A 20,805-nucleotide genomic window follows, 5' to 3' on the forward strand; every position below is an offset into this window, starting at 1 on the left:
TCTTTCTATGCAAAAACAACCGAAACCGGTTAGTGGGTAGGCATGTACGCTTTACCCTCTATCCGATTCCAGTTTATCCCAAAGGAACTTGCCTTTAGTTTAGCATAGAAATGCTTTCAAACACATACCTTCCTGATCCGACTTTGTGTACAGATGCCGCCAGATCTGGCAAATGGATGGTTGCTGTCGTATTGGCCGGAACCTCCACTTCAAGACGGAAATCGCCTTCCTCCGTTTGGCTCCATGCTACCGCAATACGGCCGTACAGTGATTCATAGCTTGCCTTCACCCAACTCAGGTCCCCACCCGGTTTCGGGCTTATGATCACATGCTTAAAGCCAGGCGCCTTTGGATCTGCTTCAATGCCGGCCATATACCGGAACATCCACTCACCGACAGAGCCAAGGGAATAGTGATTAAATGAATTCATTGAAGGCGTTTGAAAGCCTTGCTCCTCTGTCCATCCGTCCCAACGCTCCCAGATTGTGGTTGCTCCATGCTTGATCGAATACATCCAAGAAGGGAATGCTTCTTGCTTCAGCAATTTATAGGCAACATCCAAGCTTCCATTGTCCGTCAGTGCCGGCAATAAGTAGCCAACACCGAGAAATCCAGTCGACAATCGATCTCCACGCTCATGAATGTCCGCTACAAGATGATGCTGTGCTTGTTTGCGCTGTTCTTCAGTCAGGAGTCCAAATTGCAGCGCTAAGACGTAAACCGTTTGTGTATCGCCGTGAATTCGACCATCATTAGCGACAAACGCCTTACGAAACGCTGCAGCGATATCGCTGAATAAAGCCTGGTACGTAATCTCATTCTCTGATTTTCCTAATACACCGGCAATGAGCGCAAGCAGCTTCGTACTATAGGCAAAATAAGCGGTCGCCAACACTTCGTTTGGCGTGTCAGCCCCTATCGATAGCCAGTCGGCGTAATTGGCATAACCCGGACGAACCAGCTCGTTCGTCGTGTTTTTTAAATAGTTCACCCATTTCACCATAGCTTCGTAATGCGTTTCGAGGATGCGTACATCCCCGTACATCAAATAGATCGTCCATGGAATGATGACACCGGCATCTCCCCAACCGGAGTTGTCTGGAGCGAACCAGTTCAGCCTCGTGTTCCAGTTTTTGTGCCGAATCCAGCCTGCATCCGGGGCAACATCCGTAAAAGCACCCGAAGGCTGCTGGCAATCCACCATATCCCAAACATATTTACTGAAAAATCGGGATACATCCATATTGTAAGCGGCTGTTCGGGCAAAAATTTGCGCATCTCCAGTCCAGCCAAGCCGCTCATCCCTTTGCGGACAGTCTGTCGGCACAGACAAGAAGTTGCCACGCTGACCCCATGTAATGTTGGAATACAGTTGATTCACCATCGCATCAGAAGTCTCCAGCTGCCCCGTGACGGGCATGTCGGAATGAACGACTTTGCCTACGATCGTCTCCAAATCTGGCTCACTAGGGTAACCTATCAACTCGACATATCGAAAACCGTGGAACGTAAAGCGCGGCTCATAGCACTCTTGCCCCTCACCTTTCAGGATATAGTGATCCTGCTGGCAGGCTTCTCGCAAGTTAGCCACATACAAGGTGCCGTCAGGATTCAGCATTTCCGCATGGCTTAGCGTAATTCGCGTCCCACGTTCACCGTGAACCTTTACTTCCGTCCAGCCCACCATGTTTTGACCCATATCATAAATGTAAGTACCAGCTTCTGTCTTCTTCATGCTAACCGGTTTCCTCGTTTGCGTAATGCGGATCGGTGGCTCTACTTCAGCTACAAGTAGACCGTTATAGCCTGAACGAACATCCGGCGCTTCCCAAGACGAATCATCATACCCGTGGAGAAGCCATCCCGTCAATTCCTCCCGCGCATCGTACGTTTCCCCTTTGATCATATCGGAATAGTGGATCGGTCCCTTACTCGTTCTCCATGAGCTATCCGTGATAATGTTATCTCTCGTTCCATCTTCATAATTTATACTAACCTGCATAAGGAAAAAGGGTCTTTCTCCGTAAACCTTATTGCCGAGGAACCCTACGGTTCCCGCATACCAGCCATCTCCCAGGATAGCGCCTAACACATGCTCGCCTACCTCTAACCTATCTGTGATATCTACAGCCTGAACTTGTACGCGGGTGTTATAGTCCGTCCATCCTGGGGCAAGACGTTCACCAATCCGTTCGCCATTGAGATTCAAATCATAAACACCTAATGCCGTTGCATATGCAATGGCACGCAGTACTTTTTTCTTGACTTCGAACGGTTTACGCAAAAATGGTGAGGGTTGCATGAGGGCTCCCGGCTCGGTCTTACGACCGATCCACTGCGCGTTCCACTCTCCGCGCGATAAAATCCCCATCATCCAATATGCCGTTTCACTCCATGCAGACTGCATATCCGAGCCGTCCCAGATGCGCACCTTCCAGTAATACTCCCCTTCAGATTGAAGTGGTTTACCGTCATAAGGTACATGTGTTGAAGTATTTGAACAAACTTTACCGCTATCCCACATATCCGCTTGGTCATGCTCTAGCTTATCACGTGATGATGCAACCCTAATCTGATAGGCGCTCTGTACGCCCCCCTCATGATCGGAGCGCATTTGCCAGAAAAGACGGGGCTTCCGAACATCGAGACCAATCGGGTTTATCCTATATTCGGTTTTACAGGTTACAACTCGTATCGTCGTCATTAGGTATCCCTCCAATTTATGTTATTGAATGTGAGATAGTCGCCGTAAGTAAGGGCTTACATAAAACGCTGAATGAAAATGGCTCCCTTGGCTGTAGCCAACAAATTGTCCATTTAGAATGCACCTCTTCAAAAAAAAGATAGCTATGGCGATTCTTCCATTCCTCTTGCCGTTGTTATTCGCCTCCATCATCCATCCTATTTAGCATAGTTGACGACTAGGAAGCATGAACATTCAAGAATCCGACTTGTTATGTTATTAAATCCGTTATAACAAGTCGTGATTCCTATTTTCGGATATTATTCAGACTGTTAACGGAAGAAAGGCTGCCTCAATATCCGGCAGCCTTCCAGTACATGATATTGAATGATTACTTTCCGTTCTCGCTTTCCGTTAACAGTTCATCGCTAGTGTGTCCTTGATCGTGAGGCACTTTAACTATTGCTGTTTGTATTGTTCTATTCCCTGCTAGGTCTATAGCTGTGTACGTTATGGTATAAACCCTCCCTGAGCCTCCCCCATTTCTCTCTGCTCGAAGACTAAAGGACGTATCGAACATGCCGAAACGCGCATCCTGAATATCGTCATTCTGTAGCTTCTCATTGCTTGTTATTGAGGTCAGTACGATGCTGCTGATTTGGGAAATATCATCCCCTGCATAAACATTGGCTGTAACGGTAACCAGCTTTTTATTCGCTGGCCATAACGTAGTTTTATCCAACGCGACACTTAGTTTTGGAGCCACATTATCTAATTTCAGCGACAATGATTTTACGGCTTCTTCATTTCCTGCTTGATCCATACTCTTGTACTCAAGCGTATGGATGCCATATACGGACAATGTAACTGGCTGAGAGTAAGATGACCACTCAGAACCATCGATACGATACACTATTTGTGTAACGGAAATGTTATCCGATGCCATGAGGTTCACTGTCGGGTTCGACGTATACCAACCGTTCATTCCATCAATCGGACTTGCTTTTGCGGTGGTAACCGGTGCTTTAGAATCCAATTTAATAATCGTTGATTTTACGTTGCCAGGAATTCCTTGCTGATCAACGCTTCGATATTCAATCGTATGCATTCCATCTGTCTTCACATCAATCGCTGTAGTGTATGTTTTCCACTGCCCTTGATTAATGCGGTATTGGATCACATTGTTTTCTGGCATTCCGTTCGTAGCCTCGATGGTAACTGTCACAGGATGTAAGTACCAACCCTCTTTGCCGTCAGGCTGCTCGGGCGACACTTTTGTCTCAAGCTCCACGATAGACGGTTCAACCGTAAATGTGGCAGTAGCAAGCGAGTCGGCATTCTGGCCGCCTACGTTTACTTGATACGTTCCCGTAACTTCTTGACTGATTTTATAGATAAACTGGTAAGTTCCGTCTAGACCGCTAATGCTTTGATTCAAATAATCAATTTGATTCAATGGGTTTCTTACTTGAACACTTATGATGCGCCCTTCTTCTGAGCCTAATTGGCCTGAAATCGTTGCGGTTCGGGTGACGTTGTCAAACGATGCGCTTACCGTCAAAGATGAAGCCATCGCGAGTGGAGCCATCATTCCAAAGCACAACAGGAACGACAGTATGATTATTGACCATCTTCTCAATCGTTTCCCCCCCTTTTAAGGACTTATGATGGTGTTGGAAATTGGCGTGCTATCGGATATTTTATTTAGTGCAAATACCTTTACTTTGTAACCAGTGACATCCTTTGGCATATTCACTATCGCCTTGATTTGTTTATCCCCTTCTCCGGGAACCAGCTGTTTGACGAAAGCGTATTTTACCTTCCGGTCTAGTGGATCATATAGCGCGATGACAAATACACCGTTTTGGGCTACTTTGGAATTGTTATGGATGTTTACAGTCACCATCGTATCCTGAGAACCTTCTAAACTGGAAAGCGCGTTTCCGCTCAAATCATGAAATGCCAATCCGGAGAAATCGAACAGTCCGCTGCCCCAATCTTGAACATAGGTTATAGCGTACGTATTTGTCGCATCTATCCCATACTCATCAACAGCATAAATGACGATTTCGTTCGAACCCTCCTGTAAGATTAACGGAACGTTGAATGGTTCGTTTGCCGGTGTAGCAGCTTGTTCCAACACCGTAGTTCCATTCATTTTGACCGTAACACTGGCGTTTCTGCTTATGCTCGCCAATAAGTTAAAATTAGGAGCATTGACCGTCGCAGGCATTTCACTTACAATGACTACCGCGGATTTGTTGTAAGTTACTGTGATTGTTTTGGTATTTATTACATCACCCAGGGTGTCGCTACTTGCTGAGATTGTGATGATGTTAACACCATCGCTAAGCTGAATCTTGTGCTCAAAGTCCGTTCCGGCATCTGTATTTACAGCGTCTACGACGGTTGAGCCATTATTCGTTATCGTCAATTTGGCTCCATCGATCATCGTTCCCTCAACGGTGTAAGCAGGAATATTAACGGTTTCACTTACTGGGTTTTTCACAGTAAATCCGGGTGATCGCTGAAAACTCACATCTGAGAATGTTGCAGCTGTTAAATAATCAGAATTGCTCGTTGCTTTCCCTGCGTCAACTGCCATACCGACGAAGACTTCATCCGGTAATGTGACATCTGCAGAGTCTACCAGCGCCCAACTATTTTTGTCCGTAGACACAAAACCGGAAACAACATTTTCATTTCTTACAATTTTCAACCAGAAAGGTGCTTTGAGCGTGCTTGATGTCACACTATTGGTGCTATAGCTTCCTCCCGTATTGGTACGATTCATAAAGAGTGCTTTTCTTCCGCTCGTATCAATGGTTTCATCCGATTCTGGCGCTAAGACAACAGCTGCTGCGGGTGAATTAGCTGCTAAACTACCGCGTATCATCAAACCAGCCTTAGCCGCATCATCGATTTCAGAATCAAAGTTGACATAGGCGAGCATCTCAAAGTTTCCGTGAACAGGCTGGTACACATAATGGAAAGAATCCGAACCATTTCTCACTTCACCGGAACCTTTCACTGTGTATGTCGTTCCTTCCAAGCTCGCGCTACCTGCGATTGCTACTGGGCCAATATCTTGTGATGTCCAAGGAGCAACGTTAGTAGGTCCATTTACATAAATGATGCTTACTGCGGATAAAGTCATATAACCTGCGTTGTCAATGGCTTTTGAGTAAATGTAATGCTCACCTTTCGGTGCATTTTCCCAGTTGAAGGAATAAGGCGCTGTTAGGTCTTCACCAAGCTCCTGATCACCGGTATAAAACTTAACCTTCGCAATTCCCTCATTATCCGTTGCATTGGCGGTAATTGAAATTGGAGTTCCAACTTGAAACGATGCTTGGTGCATAGGGCTTGTTGTCGTAATTGTTGGGTTATCGGAAACCGAAACCACGAGGGAATTGATATAGTTTTCCAAATAGGTGTACCCGTTGGCAGCGATGCCTTTTCCGTCTGATTGATCATTCGGATTTAGTGCATTGGCTGTTTCCCAAGCATCCGGTATCCCGTCGTGATCGTTGTCCTGCGGAGCAGATGCTGAATATAATTCAGGCAGTCCTCCATCGCTTTGGATCGTATTGGTAATTCTACCGGACCCATTTCTGACATCATTTAGAATACGAGCATCCAAAGAATCCCTTTTAGGCAATGAGGCACCAGCGCCTTGCAGTACCTTCTCATAGGCGACTTGTGCAGTGTCAGTCGTTACGGGACCGCCGATAGGATCCGCTGCGTCCGGTATCACCATTGGCTCATACTTGCGGAGCAAAGGTCCTTCTGGATGGATGGCTTTCCATGAACCCTTGCTGTTCGTCACCCAGTTATTGGCTGAAACATCGGCTGCGCCTTCAATGAAGTTGCCGTCAATATACCAGGTACCGCTAAAGCTTGCGCCGGACGGGGCGACAATTCGGCTTTTTACGTTATCAAACGTACTTGGGCCCGGTTTGTAGTAATTGTTGATCATGTTGATGCCCGTTGCCTGCTCGCCGCCGTACGCAGAGTTAGCCCCCCAGTTATAAACAACATTATTCCGATAGTCTATTTTCGTCGGATAATTGTCCGGATCGGTTTGCCGGTCGAAACGCGGGTTTCTGCTGTTATGATTGGCAATCAGATTATGATGGTAGGTTGCATTCGTTCCTCCCCATATTCCCCCGTAGCCATGTGCCCCCTTACCGTGAATCGATTGATTCAGGCTGTCACTAATGATGCTCCACTGGACTGTAAAATTTTTACGATTTTTCACAGTGAACGTCTCATCTGAGCTCCAGCTGAAGGAGCAGTGGTCGACAATAATATTGTTGCCCGCAATATCAGCCGAATCACTTAACACGTTAATGCCATTTCGAAAACGAAGATAGCGAATAATCAAATCTGTTCCTACATCGTTATTTCCAAACTTGACCATATATCCGCTAATCGCAATCCCGTCTCCAGGCGCTGTTTGTCCTGCAATCGTCAGATTCCCAGACGTAATATCCAATCCTCTCTTTAGATTAATTGTACCGGATATTCGAAACACAACCGTCCGATTTCCCATGCTCACGGCGTCGCGCAAAGATCCCGGTATTGCGGCTTCGCCCTTCGTCGTGTCATAATCCAATAGATTCGTTACCTCATAAACCTGTCCACCACGGCCACCTTTGGCATACATGGCCGCTCCTTCAGCCCCGGGGAAAGCAGGTACTCTCGTTGCAGCTGTTGGATCGATTTCAACGTTTACATTCTTAACTGCACTTGCATTACCTCCTTTGTCAACATACCGATATTCGATTAGATTCTTTCCGGTTTGACCGACTTCGAATTCAGCCGTATATGCCGTCCAATTTCCACCGTTGATACGATACTCAACCCGATTTTCTTCTGGAAGCCCACCGTCTTCTTCCATATAAACGACAACCGGTTTCGTATAAGCACCGTTAAGTCCGTCCGGCAGCGCAGGAGCAACTGCAGGTGTAATGGAGGGGAACATTTTGGGAATAATTACTGCTTTACTCGGATCCCATCCGTCAAACATACGTGGAATCGTCAATGCGCTGGATTCCTCCGCTGTCATTTGAGTTCCCATGATCCGAGTTTCTGGACTTGCACCTGGACCACTGCTGTTATATTCGCCGTAGAAGTAAGGCGGAACTTGCATAGGTGTCCAGCCTTCCGTATGGATATGACTATCCATCCAGGTGTTAATGTAACGCGTCGACGGTTTATCCTGCCACGGACGGCCTAGATAGTGAAGGCCATTTGTGGAGCTATCTCTCAACAGCCTTGAATTAATGAACACTAGGCCAGGGTCGGTTTCATTTTTTGTTGCAGCAGCCGTTACATAACCGCCCGAGTCCCCTGCATTGATACTGACCGCATCGACATGATCGAACACGGCTGCGCTGGCTGGACCATAAATAAAGTCTGTACGTCCCCTAATCTCACTGTTGTGATAATACTGTCTTCCAAGTCTTGGACTAGCCGTCCGGATACCCGCGTACAATGTATCCTGATAACCGACAAGCTTAACGTTCTCAAACACAGCTTTGTCCGCATTAACGGATAAGGCCAATGCCTGACCATCGCTCGGCTTGGAATCATTTTCAATCGTCAGATTAGCAGCAGTAAAATTGTCGCCGCTTACAGCTACCGTTGCTCCATTGACAGCTTGATTAGGCATATCTGCGTTTGAAAGGTCGTAAACAATTTTCGTCTCATCCTGCCCAGCCCCTACAAGGCTTACATAAGGAGCAGTTACAATTGATCGTTCCCGATAGGTCCCCTTTTTGACATAAATGACCGTACGAGCATTATTGTTAGCTGGTATAGTTGCAAGCGCGTCCGTAATGTTGGTGAAATCACCGCTGCCATCCTGTGCTACCGTAACAACTCTAGCTGGCGCTACAATCATTTCTTCCGTATTTTGACTCTCACCGTTCGTATTGACAGCAGACACGACATAATAATATTGCTTTCCGTTAGTAACGCTAGAATCCCTGTACGTTGTTGAAGTTTGATTACTGTTTACAATCGTATAGGGTCCGCCGCTCGTTTCACTTCTTTTTATGTTGTAAGAACCCGCTCCTAGCACTGACGACCATGATAATTCTACACTTCCGTCGTTTGCTGTGGCTGAGAAATCCGCCGGCACCGCAGGTGCACCCGGAATGGAAATATACGGAAGAGCTTTAGTCTGATTCGAGATCATACTCTCTAGCGTTGAACCGACTGCTGTCACGACATAATAGTAAACCGTGCCGTTCATAGCTGTAGTATCCGTATAGGTTATATTCGAAACATTGCTTGCGATTGTTTCATAAGGTCCACCGTTTACCGAACTCCGTTTTATCTTGTACGAAATAGCTCCTGTTACTGAATTCCAAGATAAACCAACTCGATTATCGCCTGAAACAGCCGTTAATCCGGTTGGATTCGAAAGTACCGGTGTTAATTGTGCCGATGAAGCTGTCGTTGAAGATTCAGCATGTATGATGAGCGGGAATACGTTTAATCCAAGCAAAAGACACATCCCTATGCTTAGGGCTTTCTTCATGGTTTAACCTCCTTAGAGTTTTACTTTTTACAAAGCTTGCTTCACCGCAATGCTCCGTATGCTATTGAATGATCGATTCATCCGATAACGGCTTCATCCCATCCAAGCTGTCCCATATAAATGCTTTTAAACTGTAGCCGCTCACATTTGTAGGAAGTAAAAAACCGGTGCTCAACGTTTTCGTTTCCCCAGGACCCAATTCTTCAATTAGTGTCGAAAAATCCACCATTTTCTTGTTCGAATCAAGCATTACGACAAACAGGGTAATTGACTTCGGATTCTGCGTAGTATTTGTGATTTGCTTCTGCGCAATCATATCTGTTGATGAGACTAACGTTGTGATCTGAATTTCGTTTAAATTGTAAAATTCAGGCTTCCCTGCCCAGAACGTGTATTCGATCGCGAAACTTTTCTTACTCTCATTACCGGCAGCGTCCATTGCGGAGATCTCAATCTGGTTCAATCCTTCTGCCAACTGCACTGGATAGGTAAATGGCGTGTTACTTGGCGTGTAGACGGAATCTGCAACGGAAGTTCCATTGTTCTTGATCGTTATTTGCGATTCCTCATCAACACTTCCTTGCACATTGAACAGAAAGTCTTTGACACTTGTTGGTGGAACAACCATTTGTAGATCAGGAGCATCCGAATCTAGATGAACAATTCCAGAAATGTGATCAGAGTAAGAACTGCCAGCTCTTCTTGCGATTAATTCAATGTGATTAACACCAGGGGTCAGCGCAACATCCAAAGAAAATTCCGTTTGTGCAATCACACTTTCCTGAACAAGCGATTGATTGTTATAGACTGCCAAAGTAACACCAGCTTCTTTTAAAGAACCGTTCAATGTGTAAGTGGAACTATTCGTCCAATTTACAAATGGATCCGCTTTCAATCCGGTCGGAACCCGCTCAGCCATTACGAAGTAACCTGCGTTTTTGCCTGCATTATAATCGGTTGCCTGATTGAGGCCCATCGTAACCGTTTCACCGGAGGCAAATTTCTTTTCGTAAATTTTAAATGAATACGTCAGTGCTGTATCGGCTAATTGTATGGTATCGCCGGTATCTATCCATCCTGATGAAGACGATAGCCATTCTGGCGGTGTTTCTCTTTGGTCCATAGCCACGAAAACCGATGCTCTATCGCGAACAGGGAAAGTAGCAATCTGCATCCCCGTTGCTGCTCCCGTATATTTCATAGTGTCTGCATGCGTTTTGATCCAGTCCATGTTGATGTATTTATCGGGAATCGTGGTTATCTTGAGGACAGCCGTTCGGTCTGCAAAAGGCTCTTCACCCACATGAAGTCCGGAATTGATCGACCACCTGTTCGCGTTATAATTGTTGTATGCCGTAACGGTACCAATCACGTTCGTGTCAGGTGTTTCGATCGGTGTGACCGCATAGGGGGTTGCCGTAAATTCGGAAATCTCACCCTCATAATCAATTTTTGCTGTTTCATCTCTGGTAATAACCGCTACACCTACGATGTATGTCATACCATTGGTTAAAGCAACAGCCGTATTGGTCACAGGATCCCAAATTTTACTCGCTGAAGGAGACGCATAAGGTGGAATTGACGTTGGAATAGACGTGTAAGTGGCTGTCGTATACCACGGATCTTCCGCTTTCTCCTTTATTTTAATACTATACTTAGAAGCCCAAGCATCCGGTTCAATCCACATCGCAATGGATTTATCCCGCCCAACCCAATAAGCGATTGTAGGCTTTGCAGGTAAATAATTCGGGACTGTATGCGTTACTTTGATGCTTCGTACATAAAGCTCGCCATTGCCTGCCGGGGTGCCGATGGATATCTTTTTAACATCAATGGCATCGTTTGTATTTTTTCTAGCTGAAATAAGCGTCCCGTCAAACCACATGTTAAATCGCTTCGTCAATGTATTAAGTTCAACTTTAATGGTGTGCCAGGTATTTAATTGATAGGCTGTTTTCAGATCGACTGGCGCTGTATCAGGCCAGTAAACCACACCTTTCGAAGGGTCCAATCCCGCAATGACCAGCGATTTAGTGCCTGCCCCATTCGTGAGGTAAATAAGTTGATCTTTGGCTTTGGAAGTACCTGGCTGCAGAAAAGTTATTTCTGCTGTAACGGTACCGTTTTTGGATTCGCTAAACGTTTTATTGATCAGGAACTGGCTAGTACCTGCACCGTTTACCTTAAGATGCATCGCTTTTTGGCTGGTTACGGGCTCAACCTCAACGACTGCGCTGCTCGTGGCACCAGAAGGAAGTGTGGAATAATCGAACCCAAGCTGCGCCGCCGATTGTCCTTCTGCCGCGTTTGAGAAATCTTTGTCCAATAAAGTTGTAGGAGCAACTACTGAGTCTGCTGCAACTGTAGGAACGGAGTACCCTGGCATTCCGCCTCCTATAAGCACGATCAATAACAGTGTTAAGCAAAGGATTCGTTGTAACTGATTACGCAAATTTATACACCTCCGAATGTGAAAAAATAGGTTTTAGTCAAACCTTCAAGTGAGTTGCACGATATATGAATTCCAATAATTCCCCCTTTCTCGACAGCATTTTTGGTAGCGCTTGCATTTTCATGTAAGTGAAAGATTCCTATGGCAATTTTTTCGATGTTTTGTCTAAAATGTATCCTAAAATAACACCACCTTCATAGGGCATTAATTCCATGATTATAGGTTGTTTACTCTTTTACAAATAAGCCGGTACACGTTAACTTACGTAATACCGGCTTTATTGTCTTTACCATAAATCATCAAATATCCAAGTCAATCTGGCCTATTCGTCTGCGAAGATGATCTCGACAGGCCCATATAATCCCCCCGTAGGGAACCATTCCTGCCAACCTGCTTCTTCCTCGCTCCGCTCTCGGTTCCAGTAGGTGATGTCAGGATTCCCTCCTACCAGACTTGTTGGCTTTCCGATTTCGTAGTGAGTACCAAGTGTGTTCGTCACTCTGATTCTCAGCCGATGTTTGCCAGCAGGTTGGATTGGCAGTTTGAACCGATATGGCCTCCATAGCCTTACGCCTAATGGCACGTCGTCCGCCCAAACTTCTGCGGTTCCTCTGACATGTCCTAAATCAAGTTCGGCATCGACGAGAGCGGAACTCTCAATTTCCGTTTCGTATTCCACTGCTCCGCTATGATGTGGCAGACAAAGCGAAGTTCGCCAATCACCTAAAATTCCTTGCACAGGTTCAGTCTCGAAGCGGATTGGCGCCAGAAGAACGGCAGCTTCCGTGAATGGTCCATCAGGGTTTATTCTAACTGCTGCCAAGGAACCAGCTTGCTGTGCCTTAAACGCTATATGGCTTCCGTTTACTTCGACTTCTGAACCGTTAATCCAGACACGCTTCTCCCCTACGCATTCGATCCGCATGCTATTCGCTCCTACGGGCAGCGGAAAACGCAGCCAAACAGGCTTTCCGTTACTTGAGGGATCCGAAGAGAAAGGAAGCGGTATCTGCTCAGGAACGGATTCAGGCATAAGCCAGCCTACCATCGGAAGCGGATGAGGTCTCGGGGAAATCCATAGTGACTCCGTTTCAGCAAATTGAAGAACAGAGAAATGATGGATACCCGGAACACCACCTTGTTCGTCGGCCCAATGATCCCCGGTAAAGAAAGAGACTAATTCACCATTCTGCAGTTCGATGACACCGTCAACAAACACTTCTCCTTTCCCTTCGGGCAAAGCAACTCTGATTTCATTCCTGCCCAATTGCCACAGAGCCGTTACATCGACTTCTTCCTGACCTTGTCTGATATAAGGATTGAAATCCCCGTGCTCTGTCACATTGACTCCGTTCACATAAAGCACAGCTCTCCCTCGAGCTGCAAACACGATTCGAACCCGCCGGAAGGATTGATCATGCCTACTTTCGATGCAATTTATCAAACTAGATTGTAAGTTAGGATTCTGGGTAAATAGCCATTTCGGAAGCGGCTGACGCGCGATCGTGTTAACTTCAATGCTTGCCCTTATGACACCGTTGCCAATAGCTTGAGCCCTTAGAAGCAGCTCATTGCTCCCTTCCTTCAATTCAATCCATGCCGTCTGCTCCTCGGGCCCCCCGCTCCAAATAATCTCTATATCATTGACACGTCCCGTGATGTTGGAGTTACTTTCCGATCGAATCCAATAGCGTCCTTCCGATGGCGCGATCACACATGTCTTTGCCCAAACATACTCTCTTTTTTTCAATACACCTAGATTCAGAAATCGCCGAGGAACCCGCCCCATTCTCCCCGCCCAAGAACGCATGGATAGATCGCCAAACACGTTGCTGTATACCTTCTGAACTGAACGTAGTTCGTCGTACACTTCTCCATAGCAAACCTGCCAATAAGCGGACTCGCTCCATAATCTCGGCAGCCAATTGGATTCATCTAACCCCGGTTTATGCCAATCAGCCTGTTCCCCCTCTGTTTCTTCCGTCTCTACGCGCACATTCATCATGCGACGTTCGATTGACAGAAGCCCTTTATTTTCCCCGTGCAAATCAAAGTCTCCATATCGATTGTCTAAGGTTGGCACCACTTGAATACGCCAATCGTTGGATGCTAACTTTAACCTGCTCCCCCACATTTTCAACGGACCGATTCGTGCAGGAAAAGGATGAACTAGGGAGTTTTCAGGTGTACTTATCGTAGTTGCAACAGCTGCTAACGTCTTTGTGCATACGATCAATGCAGCAGGCCATGAAGTAAATGGTGCGTGAACTTCAATCCATTCGCCTTCTCGTTTATACGGAATCGATTCCATCGATCCATTAACCGGATCCCAAAGCTGGGGCTCATGATCCGTCTTTAATCGGTAAACGGCAGTGCCTGGTAAAACGGTATCTGGACAAGCAGGTTGATGCATGTTTAACAAAGCGCCGTTCTCTGGGAGCAATAAGAAGATATCGGCATCATTGATTCTACGATGCAAGGATTCACCCGGACCCACCACCCTTTTCGGAATACGTGTTTCCATGAGTGCAACAGCATCTTCTGCTGAATCAACATAGATAGCGCCAGTCAGATCCTGCTCATCTTCGGGTACAGCTACAGCAATCACGAAACCGCCATTGTCCAACCAAGCTTCGGTTCGGATGCGTGCTTCTTCTTCCATGACGGTTGTTCCGCACAAAAGCAAAACAGAAAAACGCTCATCCGCGATTTTAAGTTTGCCATTTTCTGATGATGCTTTCTGCAAGGCGCTATCATCCGCAATATCGAAATCCATTTGAGCTTTTCTTAGCGCACCTGGCTGTTTATGATCTCTGCGGCTCCAGCTGCCTGTTAATTTCTTATAGACGTTTTGGATATGGGCTACAGAGGGGTTTGGATCACGGTTCGATACACCCATCGGATGCTCATTTGGTTTCCCATCCGCCAAAGACAAATGTCCACATATGGCATAAGACGGATAGTGCACAGCTACATCGCAGATATGCGTACCCTCGCTCAATAAATAACAAACACGGCTGATTGTATCGGCAAAAACCGGATAATGCTCGAAATAAGGCTGACGCCATCCGGTATCGGGCGGAGCCCACTCCCACCAACCGCCCCTGGTGCTATAATATACGGCATGAGGACTATAGACCGTTGCTCCCGCTTGAAACCAGGGTATCAACCAATGCATGGTTTCTTCCAATGTTCCTCCCCATCCACTGGAATGGAAGGCTTCTAAGAATACGCGTGAACCGCCATGCAAATGCGTCATTGACGAATGCGGCTTAATCTCCCCATCCATGTCGCTTCCCGAAGCGTTATACCATCGATGTGTCCTGAAATAATCCAAATAAAGCCGCTGTGCCCCATGCGGATCGGCTCTTCTCGCTGGTCCTGCCTGATCGCAGCAAATCAGCATTCCGCGCTGTCGGTGCCATTCGCCGAGTGGAATAAAGAAGGATTGTTCCGCAAGTTCAGCAGCAAGACGGTATACACGGCGACGCACTTGTTCATATCCAGGTAGTTGGTCGAACAATGCCGGTAATAGAGGCGTTAAATCTTCCTTAAATCTTTCCTTGTAACGAGACGTCAACTCAGGTGTCCACAGTGGAAGCGGGGGAAGTTCATCCTGGAAGCTTCCCACTATCGTCCTGCCGAGATCTTTGGGGAAACGTCGCTCCATTTCACCGTGAATCCTGTCAATTAATTGTCCAGTTGCAAGAGGGTCGAGCCAATTGAAGCCTTGACGTACTGCAGCATAAACATACTCATTGGTCTCGTACAGAACTTCCGATAATTTGGGCATCTCCTCGCCAGGGGTGAAACGACATAATTGATATCCAGCCTTATCCGGCTGCTCCGTAACGATACGAGACGGCATGTTGGATCCAGAGAATCCAATTTGATCGTAAAACCACAGGAACATGCCCAATCGCTCCGCTTCACGCAAGGCTACTTCGAACATGGACCACCATTCTTCGCTAGCATACACTGGAAGATCGCTCACCGAACCGTACTGGGGTCCTGTAGGTGCTAAATTAATAATGCCGATGTTGCGCAGCCCTCCGTCGCGAAACTTTTTCATCTGCCAGCGAATCCGCTCTGGCGTTACTTCTTCCGCACTCCACCACCAGAAGGGGACCGGTCCGAAACGCGGATCCGCCTGAGTAAATCTTTGTTGCAATTGGGATACGTTCATCATTCGTGATTCTTCCTCCTCGCAGCTTCAAGAAAAAACTCCAGTCCTCAAACTGGAGTTTCAACAATCTTCATTTATTTGCTAGCTTTCTCTGTTTGAATACCTTTGGTTGTTTGTTCTTCAATCATCCGCAGCGCGGTCATCGAATCTTTGGATTCTCCAAAAATCAAAGGAGAGAATACATTATGGAGCGGCACATCAACATAGGTTAAGCCGCTCGCACGTGCTGCTGGAGGCATCGCATTTTGACCATAGAAGATCGACTGAACATGTTTACCCTGCATTTGCGGCAGGTTTTTCCCAAACGCTTCTTGAACCGCTGGGGTTTGCAGCGAGCCGATAATGCCTTCTTTGGCTAAATTGACCTGCATCTCTTCGGAAAGCATGTATTGGATAACTTGGAACGCCTGGTCCTTCTTCGTGGATTGCTTCGTAATAAATGCCGCATACATATTAGGCTGCGCTTTCGTATTAGGAGCATCGGAGAAAGACGGCATGGCGGCGATATCAAAATTCAGGTTTTTATTTTGCTCATACCACTGCACAATTTTCTCGGAAACGTGCACACTCATCGCCATTTTCCCTTTAGGGAAATCGTCAACGGAAGTAAATTGATTGGCTGGAATTTCGTAGAAGCGTCTTAGGTTGTCAACTTCCTTCTTCCATCCATCTGTTGCCAGTACGGCCTTGTCCTCCGTCAAACTAAACGGTGATAACCCTAGTTGATTATACGTCATATACAAACCGGGATGCTGCTGATAGCCCTTATACGTATTTTCGCCTTCTACACGTGTCAGTTTTTTAGCCAATTCGTAAACTTCATCATAGGTCATGCCATCTTTGGGATAATCAACTCCGAATTTATCAAAAATATCCTTGTTGTAGAAAAGCACGAAATCGCTTAATTGATATGGCAACCCGTATATTTTTCCTTCTGGCGTCTTATTTTTCATTTTCGCCATGGCCGCTGGGTTTAATTTGGTCGTATCAAAATTATATTTTTTGATCAAGTCAGTCATATCGTATTGGAGATCATTCTGAATAATGCTCTTTTCAAAGTTGCCGCTCGAATTTTCGATAATAATGTCGGGAATCGTGCCAGCTGCGATCAGATCCTTATACTGTCTGCCAGGATTATCCCAATGAACATGTTTAAAGGAGAGATCAGGAAACTTTTTCTTCAGGTACTGCCCGATTTGCTTCTCGTAATTTTCTTCTTTTGCGTAGAAAGCTGGGTACACCGTATAAATGAAAATTTCGTTATCTGGTGCTTTCTTTGCGGTGTCTACACTCGGAGATTGTTGTGCTGTAGGCTCCGATTCACAGCCTGCAATTACAGTGATTGCTGTCACGATCAACAAGGATGCTTTAAGATACTTTTTCATACTTCTTTGAACCTCCTTAGAGTTGTGCTTGCGTGTAACTTTCATTAATCTTACTTTAATGGAAAATTACAGCGCTTTCATTGGGTGGTATTTGATTTATATAGGCTCATCATACTTTCAGTTCAGGGATGGTAAGTTTGCCTTCTTTGTTAAGCCAATTATCCATATCAGAGAGATCAAAGTATCGGAGCATGCCGGGTAAAATAAAGCTTAAGGAATCCGTTTCATCGTAAAAAGGTTCCTTGATCCAATCAGAGATGCTAGACATTCGGTTTTCCATGCTAACATGGCGGATTCGTTCATCAAGCAAAGCAGCCAATCCGGCGTAAATCGCATATCGGCCATTTCCATACAATCGAATGTCCGAAGGATCGATATTGGTAGATTCACAAGCAAGCTCCACGGCTCGCAACACATCATAAGTTCGCAGTGCGGCCATGCTATCGCCCAACCACATCAATTCGTCAGTATATCTGTCCATCATCCCGAATCGTTTGAACGGTTTATCCGTCGGTGAATTCAGATGCGGAAGAAGCGGCCCAATCCCTGTTGGATTGAGTACCATCGCCAGTCGGCCGGAAGCGGTCGTTTGTTCAATCCACTTGGCATGCGTTTGGAGTTGACTTGATCCGCCATCCCAAATGGCGATAGTTACCGGGAGTTTAGTACCCGCAAGCTTCGAATCAAAAAATTGCAAACCATGATTTAATAATCCTGTCTGACTCCACCAGATTTTGCGGATTATCCACATATTCGCTACTTCTCCTCCACCAGAAGGACGTGGGTTCAGCTCGCACTGCTCTCTTCCCGAAAACACACGTTTTCGAAGCCATTCGATCGCTTGCTTTTTGCGCTCGTCTTCCTTCAATGCCTCACGTGATCGCTCAAATATCGCTAGCCGCCCTATATTTTCACCGTGTGTACTTTGAGCATGCGTAAGCTCACCGATGACCTGCCCGCTTTGTGTGCACCATAGCTGCTGAGAAGGAATTAATTTAATGTCTTCTGTACTATTTTCAACTGTGCGTCCAAGCAAATGTTTGGAGAAAAACTGTGCCGCCGCACGTGCCAAAGGAATCGTAAAACGATGAACATTCTCATCCTCGAAAATGTCAAGATCTTCACTTCTGCCGTACATCTCCCAAAATCTCCGGTTGATAGCTACAGTATGCCTTGGACCTTCTATAGGGACGGAGTCATACGTCGTAGCAAGAATACGCACAGGCTTTGGTGCCATCGCCAAAACAATGTCTTCATGGTCAAAACCGAGTGCTGAGAAACCAGGCCATTTCTGTTCAGCATCCTGGGCTTTGCCAGTCAGCAGAAAGTAGTGTCGGTTCATAATAAATCCGCCTGGTGCCGCTGCGGCAATACGATGATCGTACATCATAACAAGCGAAGTCTGCGTTCCGCCACCTGAATGCCCTGTCACACCTATACGATTCGGATCAACCTCCGGCCGGGTGCATAAATAATCGATCGCCCTCACGGCGTCATGTAGCATGTAACGGGCTAAGCTATCCCCTAACGGCATACACTGCCGTCCGACATTTTCATGCTCAGTAACGCTGGTCATCGGGGCCAATTTCGTTTCAGGATCATAAAATCCGAACCGCTCTCCCTGACCAACGGGATCTAACGACATGACGACAAGACCCGCATGAACCATATAATGGCAAACCGTTTGATATTCGTCACAATGTTTAGCTTGTTCGCGATGACCACATAGAAGAAGCACTGCTCCACGAGGGTCTGTTACCCCATCAGGTATATATAAATTGGCAGTCGCATAGACATGTGGCCTTGGTTCGAAAATGATCTTTTCAACACGGAAACCGTTCCCTATTACCGTTCCAGTAATTTTCGGATTTAACGGAGTATCTGAGGGAGGCATACCGCCGATGCAGCGTTCAATACCAATACGGATGTCTTGCTGCCTCAGCTTAAGTTCTGTCTTATTCGTAATGGCCGAGCGCGCCTCTACACCCTTCTCTGCTGCCCTCATTGCGGATTCGTAAACCCAGCGAGGAAGCTGGCTTTTTACATCAAAATGGGCGATTCCCACATTCTCTAATTTCTCATACACAGCATTAAGCTCCCCCTTTTCCTACTACCTAATTCGATGAAGTTAACAGATCGGCAATACGTACAGGCATGCCTGTTTGTACGGACTTCCATATGGCTTCGCCTGTCAACACAGAAGCAGCTCCCGCTTCCGCTCCTGCCATAATCTCATAGGGACGGAGAGGATCTGCTCCTAAGAACAAATCTTCCAAAATGAGAGGATCCCCGCCTCCATGCCCGCCTTGCCGAGGTACCACATGGATCGTTTCTTTCCCACCAAAGAGTGGAAAATAATCAATGGTTTGTTCAGGCACCTGATTCGTTGCCCGCTTGGAGAGGATATCTTGCGTTTCAATTCTCCCCTTTGTTCCGTTAATAGCCAGTCGATATCCTTCATAAGGCAGCGAAAAGTTAACGGAATAGCTCATCATAGCACCCTTGTTATACTTAATGGCTGCGACATAAGTATCCTCAATATCGATGTCCGAATCGAATATACAGCTGTCCGCACGGTAGCCTATGTTACTGCCTGGTTCAACAACCATATTTGTCAAATGATCATCTTCAGGCACAACCTCTTTGCTCCGAGTAGACCATCGCATGAAATAAGCGCAATTCTGTTTGACTTGGCATGTACCGCAATACCTGCCATCTTCTTTGCGTGGGTTGAGCTCGCCCTCTGGACCGAAATAATTCAATGCTCCGTAGGCAAAGGCCTCCACGGGCTTTTGATCAATCCACCAATTGACAAGATCAATATGGTGGGTGCTTTTATGTACTGATAATCCACCGGAATTACCTCGTTTACGATTCCATCTTTTAAAATAACTGGCACCATGATACGTATCAAGATACCAATTTAAATCGACCGAAGTGACTCTCCCGACTCTACCTTCAAGAATCAACTCCTTAATTCTCGTGTGAATCGGAGCGTAGCGGTAATTAAATGTCACATACAGCTTTCCCCTGCTATTGTTCTGCGCATCAAGAACACGCTTGCAATCCGCCCCACTTGTGACCATCGGTTTTTCCGAAATGACATCAAGATGGTGTTCCAATCCTTTCACAATGTAATCCGCGTGGGTATGGTCCGCGCCTGCGACAATAACGACATCAGGGCTCGTTGCCAGGATCATTTGTTCGAATTGATCGGGCAGGTAAACCGGCAATCCGTTCAACGTTGGGAATTTCTTAAAACAATTCGTAAATCGTCCGGGGTCTGCGTCCAGTAATCCAACAACTTCACAATGCGACTGAAAGGTTTCTAGCATGTGTTTGATGAACATACCGTTCGCTCTTGTACTGACGCCGCAGATGACATATCTTTTTCTTGCCAAAGTATTCGCCCTCCAATCTTAGGTTAAGTATACAAAGATGCGAAGATCAAAGAATTAGTTAATACGATCTTGATTATAGGTCAATCCTGTCGAAGGCGTGTTGGAGAAATGCCGCACATCAGGAGTCATGTAAAAAAAGAAGTCCCTG

General features: G+C 46.2%; 8 protein-coding genes. All 8 read right to left on the bottom strand.

The window, feature by feature from the left end; all coding sequences use genetic code 11:
• Positions 1-94: 94 nt before the first annotated feature.
• Positions 95-2,704 (bottom strand): family 78 glycoside hydrolase catalytic domain, encoded by a 2,610-nt coding sequence (locus ACSQ8O_RS19720; RefSeq protein ID WP_436243034.1) that lies wholly within the window; start codon positions 2,702-2,704, stop codon positions 95-97.
• Positions 2,705-3,074: 370 nt separating this feature from the next.
• A complete protein-coding gene (locus ACSQ8O_RS19725; RefSeq protein ID WP_436243035.1) occupies positions 3,075-4,322 on the bottom strand; it encodes an OmpL47-type beta-barrel domain-containing protein in 1,248 nt (415 codons plus the stop codon).
• Between the two features lie 15 nt (positions 4,323-4,337).
• Entirely contained in the window at positions 4,338-9,233 is a 4,896-nt protein-coding gene (locus ACSQ8O_RS19730; RefSeq protein WP_436243036.1) for a pectinesterase family protein, read from the bottom strand.
• Between the two features lie 61 nt (positions 9,234-9,294).
• On the bottom strand, positions 9,295-11,685 hold the full coding sequence (locus tag ACSQ8O_RS19735; protein ID WP_436243037.1) for a hypothetical protein: 2,391 nt from the start codon (positions 11,683-11,685) through the stop codon (positions 9,295-9,297).
• Between the two features lie 322 nt (positions 11,686-12,007).
• The gene (locus tag ACSQ8O_RS19740) at positions 12,008-15,874 is read right to left on the bottom strand and encodes a hypothetical protein (RefSeq protein WP_436243038.1); all 3,867 of its coding nucleotides are present in this window, start codon (positions 15,872-15,874) and stop codon (positions 12,008-12,010) included.
• A 71-nt stretch (positions 15,875-15,945) separates the two neighbouring features.
• Positions 15,946-17,256 (bottom strand): ABC transporter substrate-binding protein, encoded by a 1,311-nt coding sequence (locus ACSQ8O_RS19745; protein WP_436243039.1) that lies wholly within the window; start codon positions 17,254-17,256, stop codon positions 15,946-15,948.
• A gap of 109 nt (positions 17,257-17,365) precedes the next feature.
• Complete coding sequence (locus ACSQ8O_RS19750; protein ID WP_436243040.1) at positions 17,366-19,342, bottom strand: alpha/beta hydrolase family protein; 1,977 nt, start codon at positions 19,340-19,342, stop codon at positions 17,366-17,368.
• Positions 19,343-19,370: 28 nt separating this feature from the next.
• On the bottom strand, positions 19,371-20,657 hold the full coding sequence (locus ACSQ8O_RS19755; RefSeq protein WP_436243041.1) for a Gfo/Idh/MocA family oxidoreductase: 1,287 nt from the start codon (positions 20,655-20,657) through the stop codon (positions 19,371-19,373).
• Positions 20,658-20,805 lie beyond the last annotated feature (148 nt).

It is taken from the genome of Paenibacillus sp. LjRoot56 (assembly GCF_964253335.1).
In the GTDB taxonomy this organism is placed as follows: Bacteria; Bacillota; Bacilli; order Paenibacillales; family NBRC-103111; genus Paenibacillus_E; species Paenibacillus_E allorhizoplanae.

Bases quoted from the DNA above. Each gene is read 5' to 3' on its own strand.
- ACSQ8O_RS19720 (WP_436243034.1), bottom strand. From the start codon at position 2,704: ATGACGACGATACGAGTTGTAACCTGTAAAACCGAATATAGGATAAAC.
- ACSQ8O_RS19730 (WP_436243036.1), bottom strand. From the start codon at position 9,233: ATGAAGAAAGCCCTAAGCATAGGGATGTGTCTTTTGCTTGGATTAAAC.
- ACSQ8O_RS19740 (WP_436243038.1), bottom strand. From the start codon at position 15,874: ATGATGAACGTATCCCAATTGCAACAAAGATTTACTCAGGCGGATCCG.
- ACSQ8O_RS19745 (WP_436243039.1), bottom strand. From the start codon at position 17,256: ATGAAAAAGTATCTTAAAGCATCCTTGTTGATCGTGACAGCAATCACT.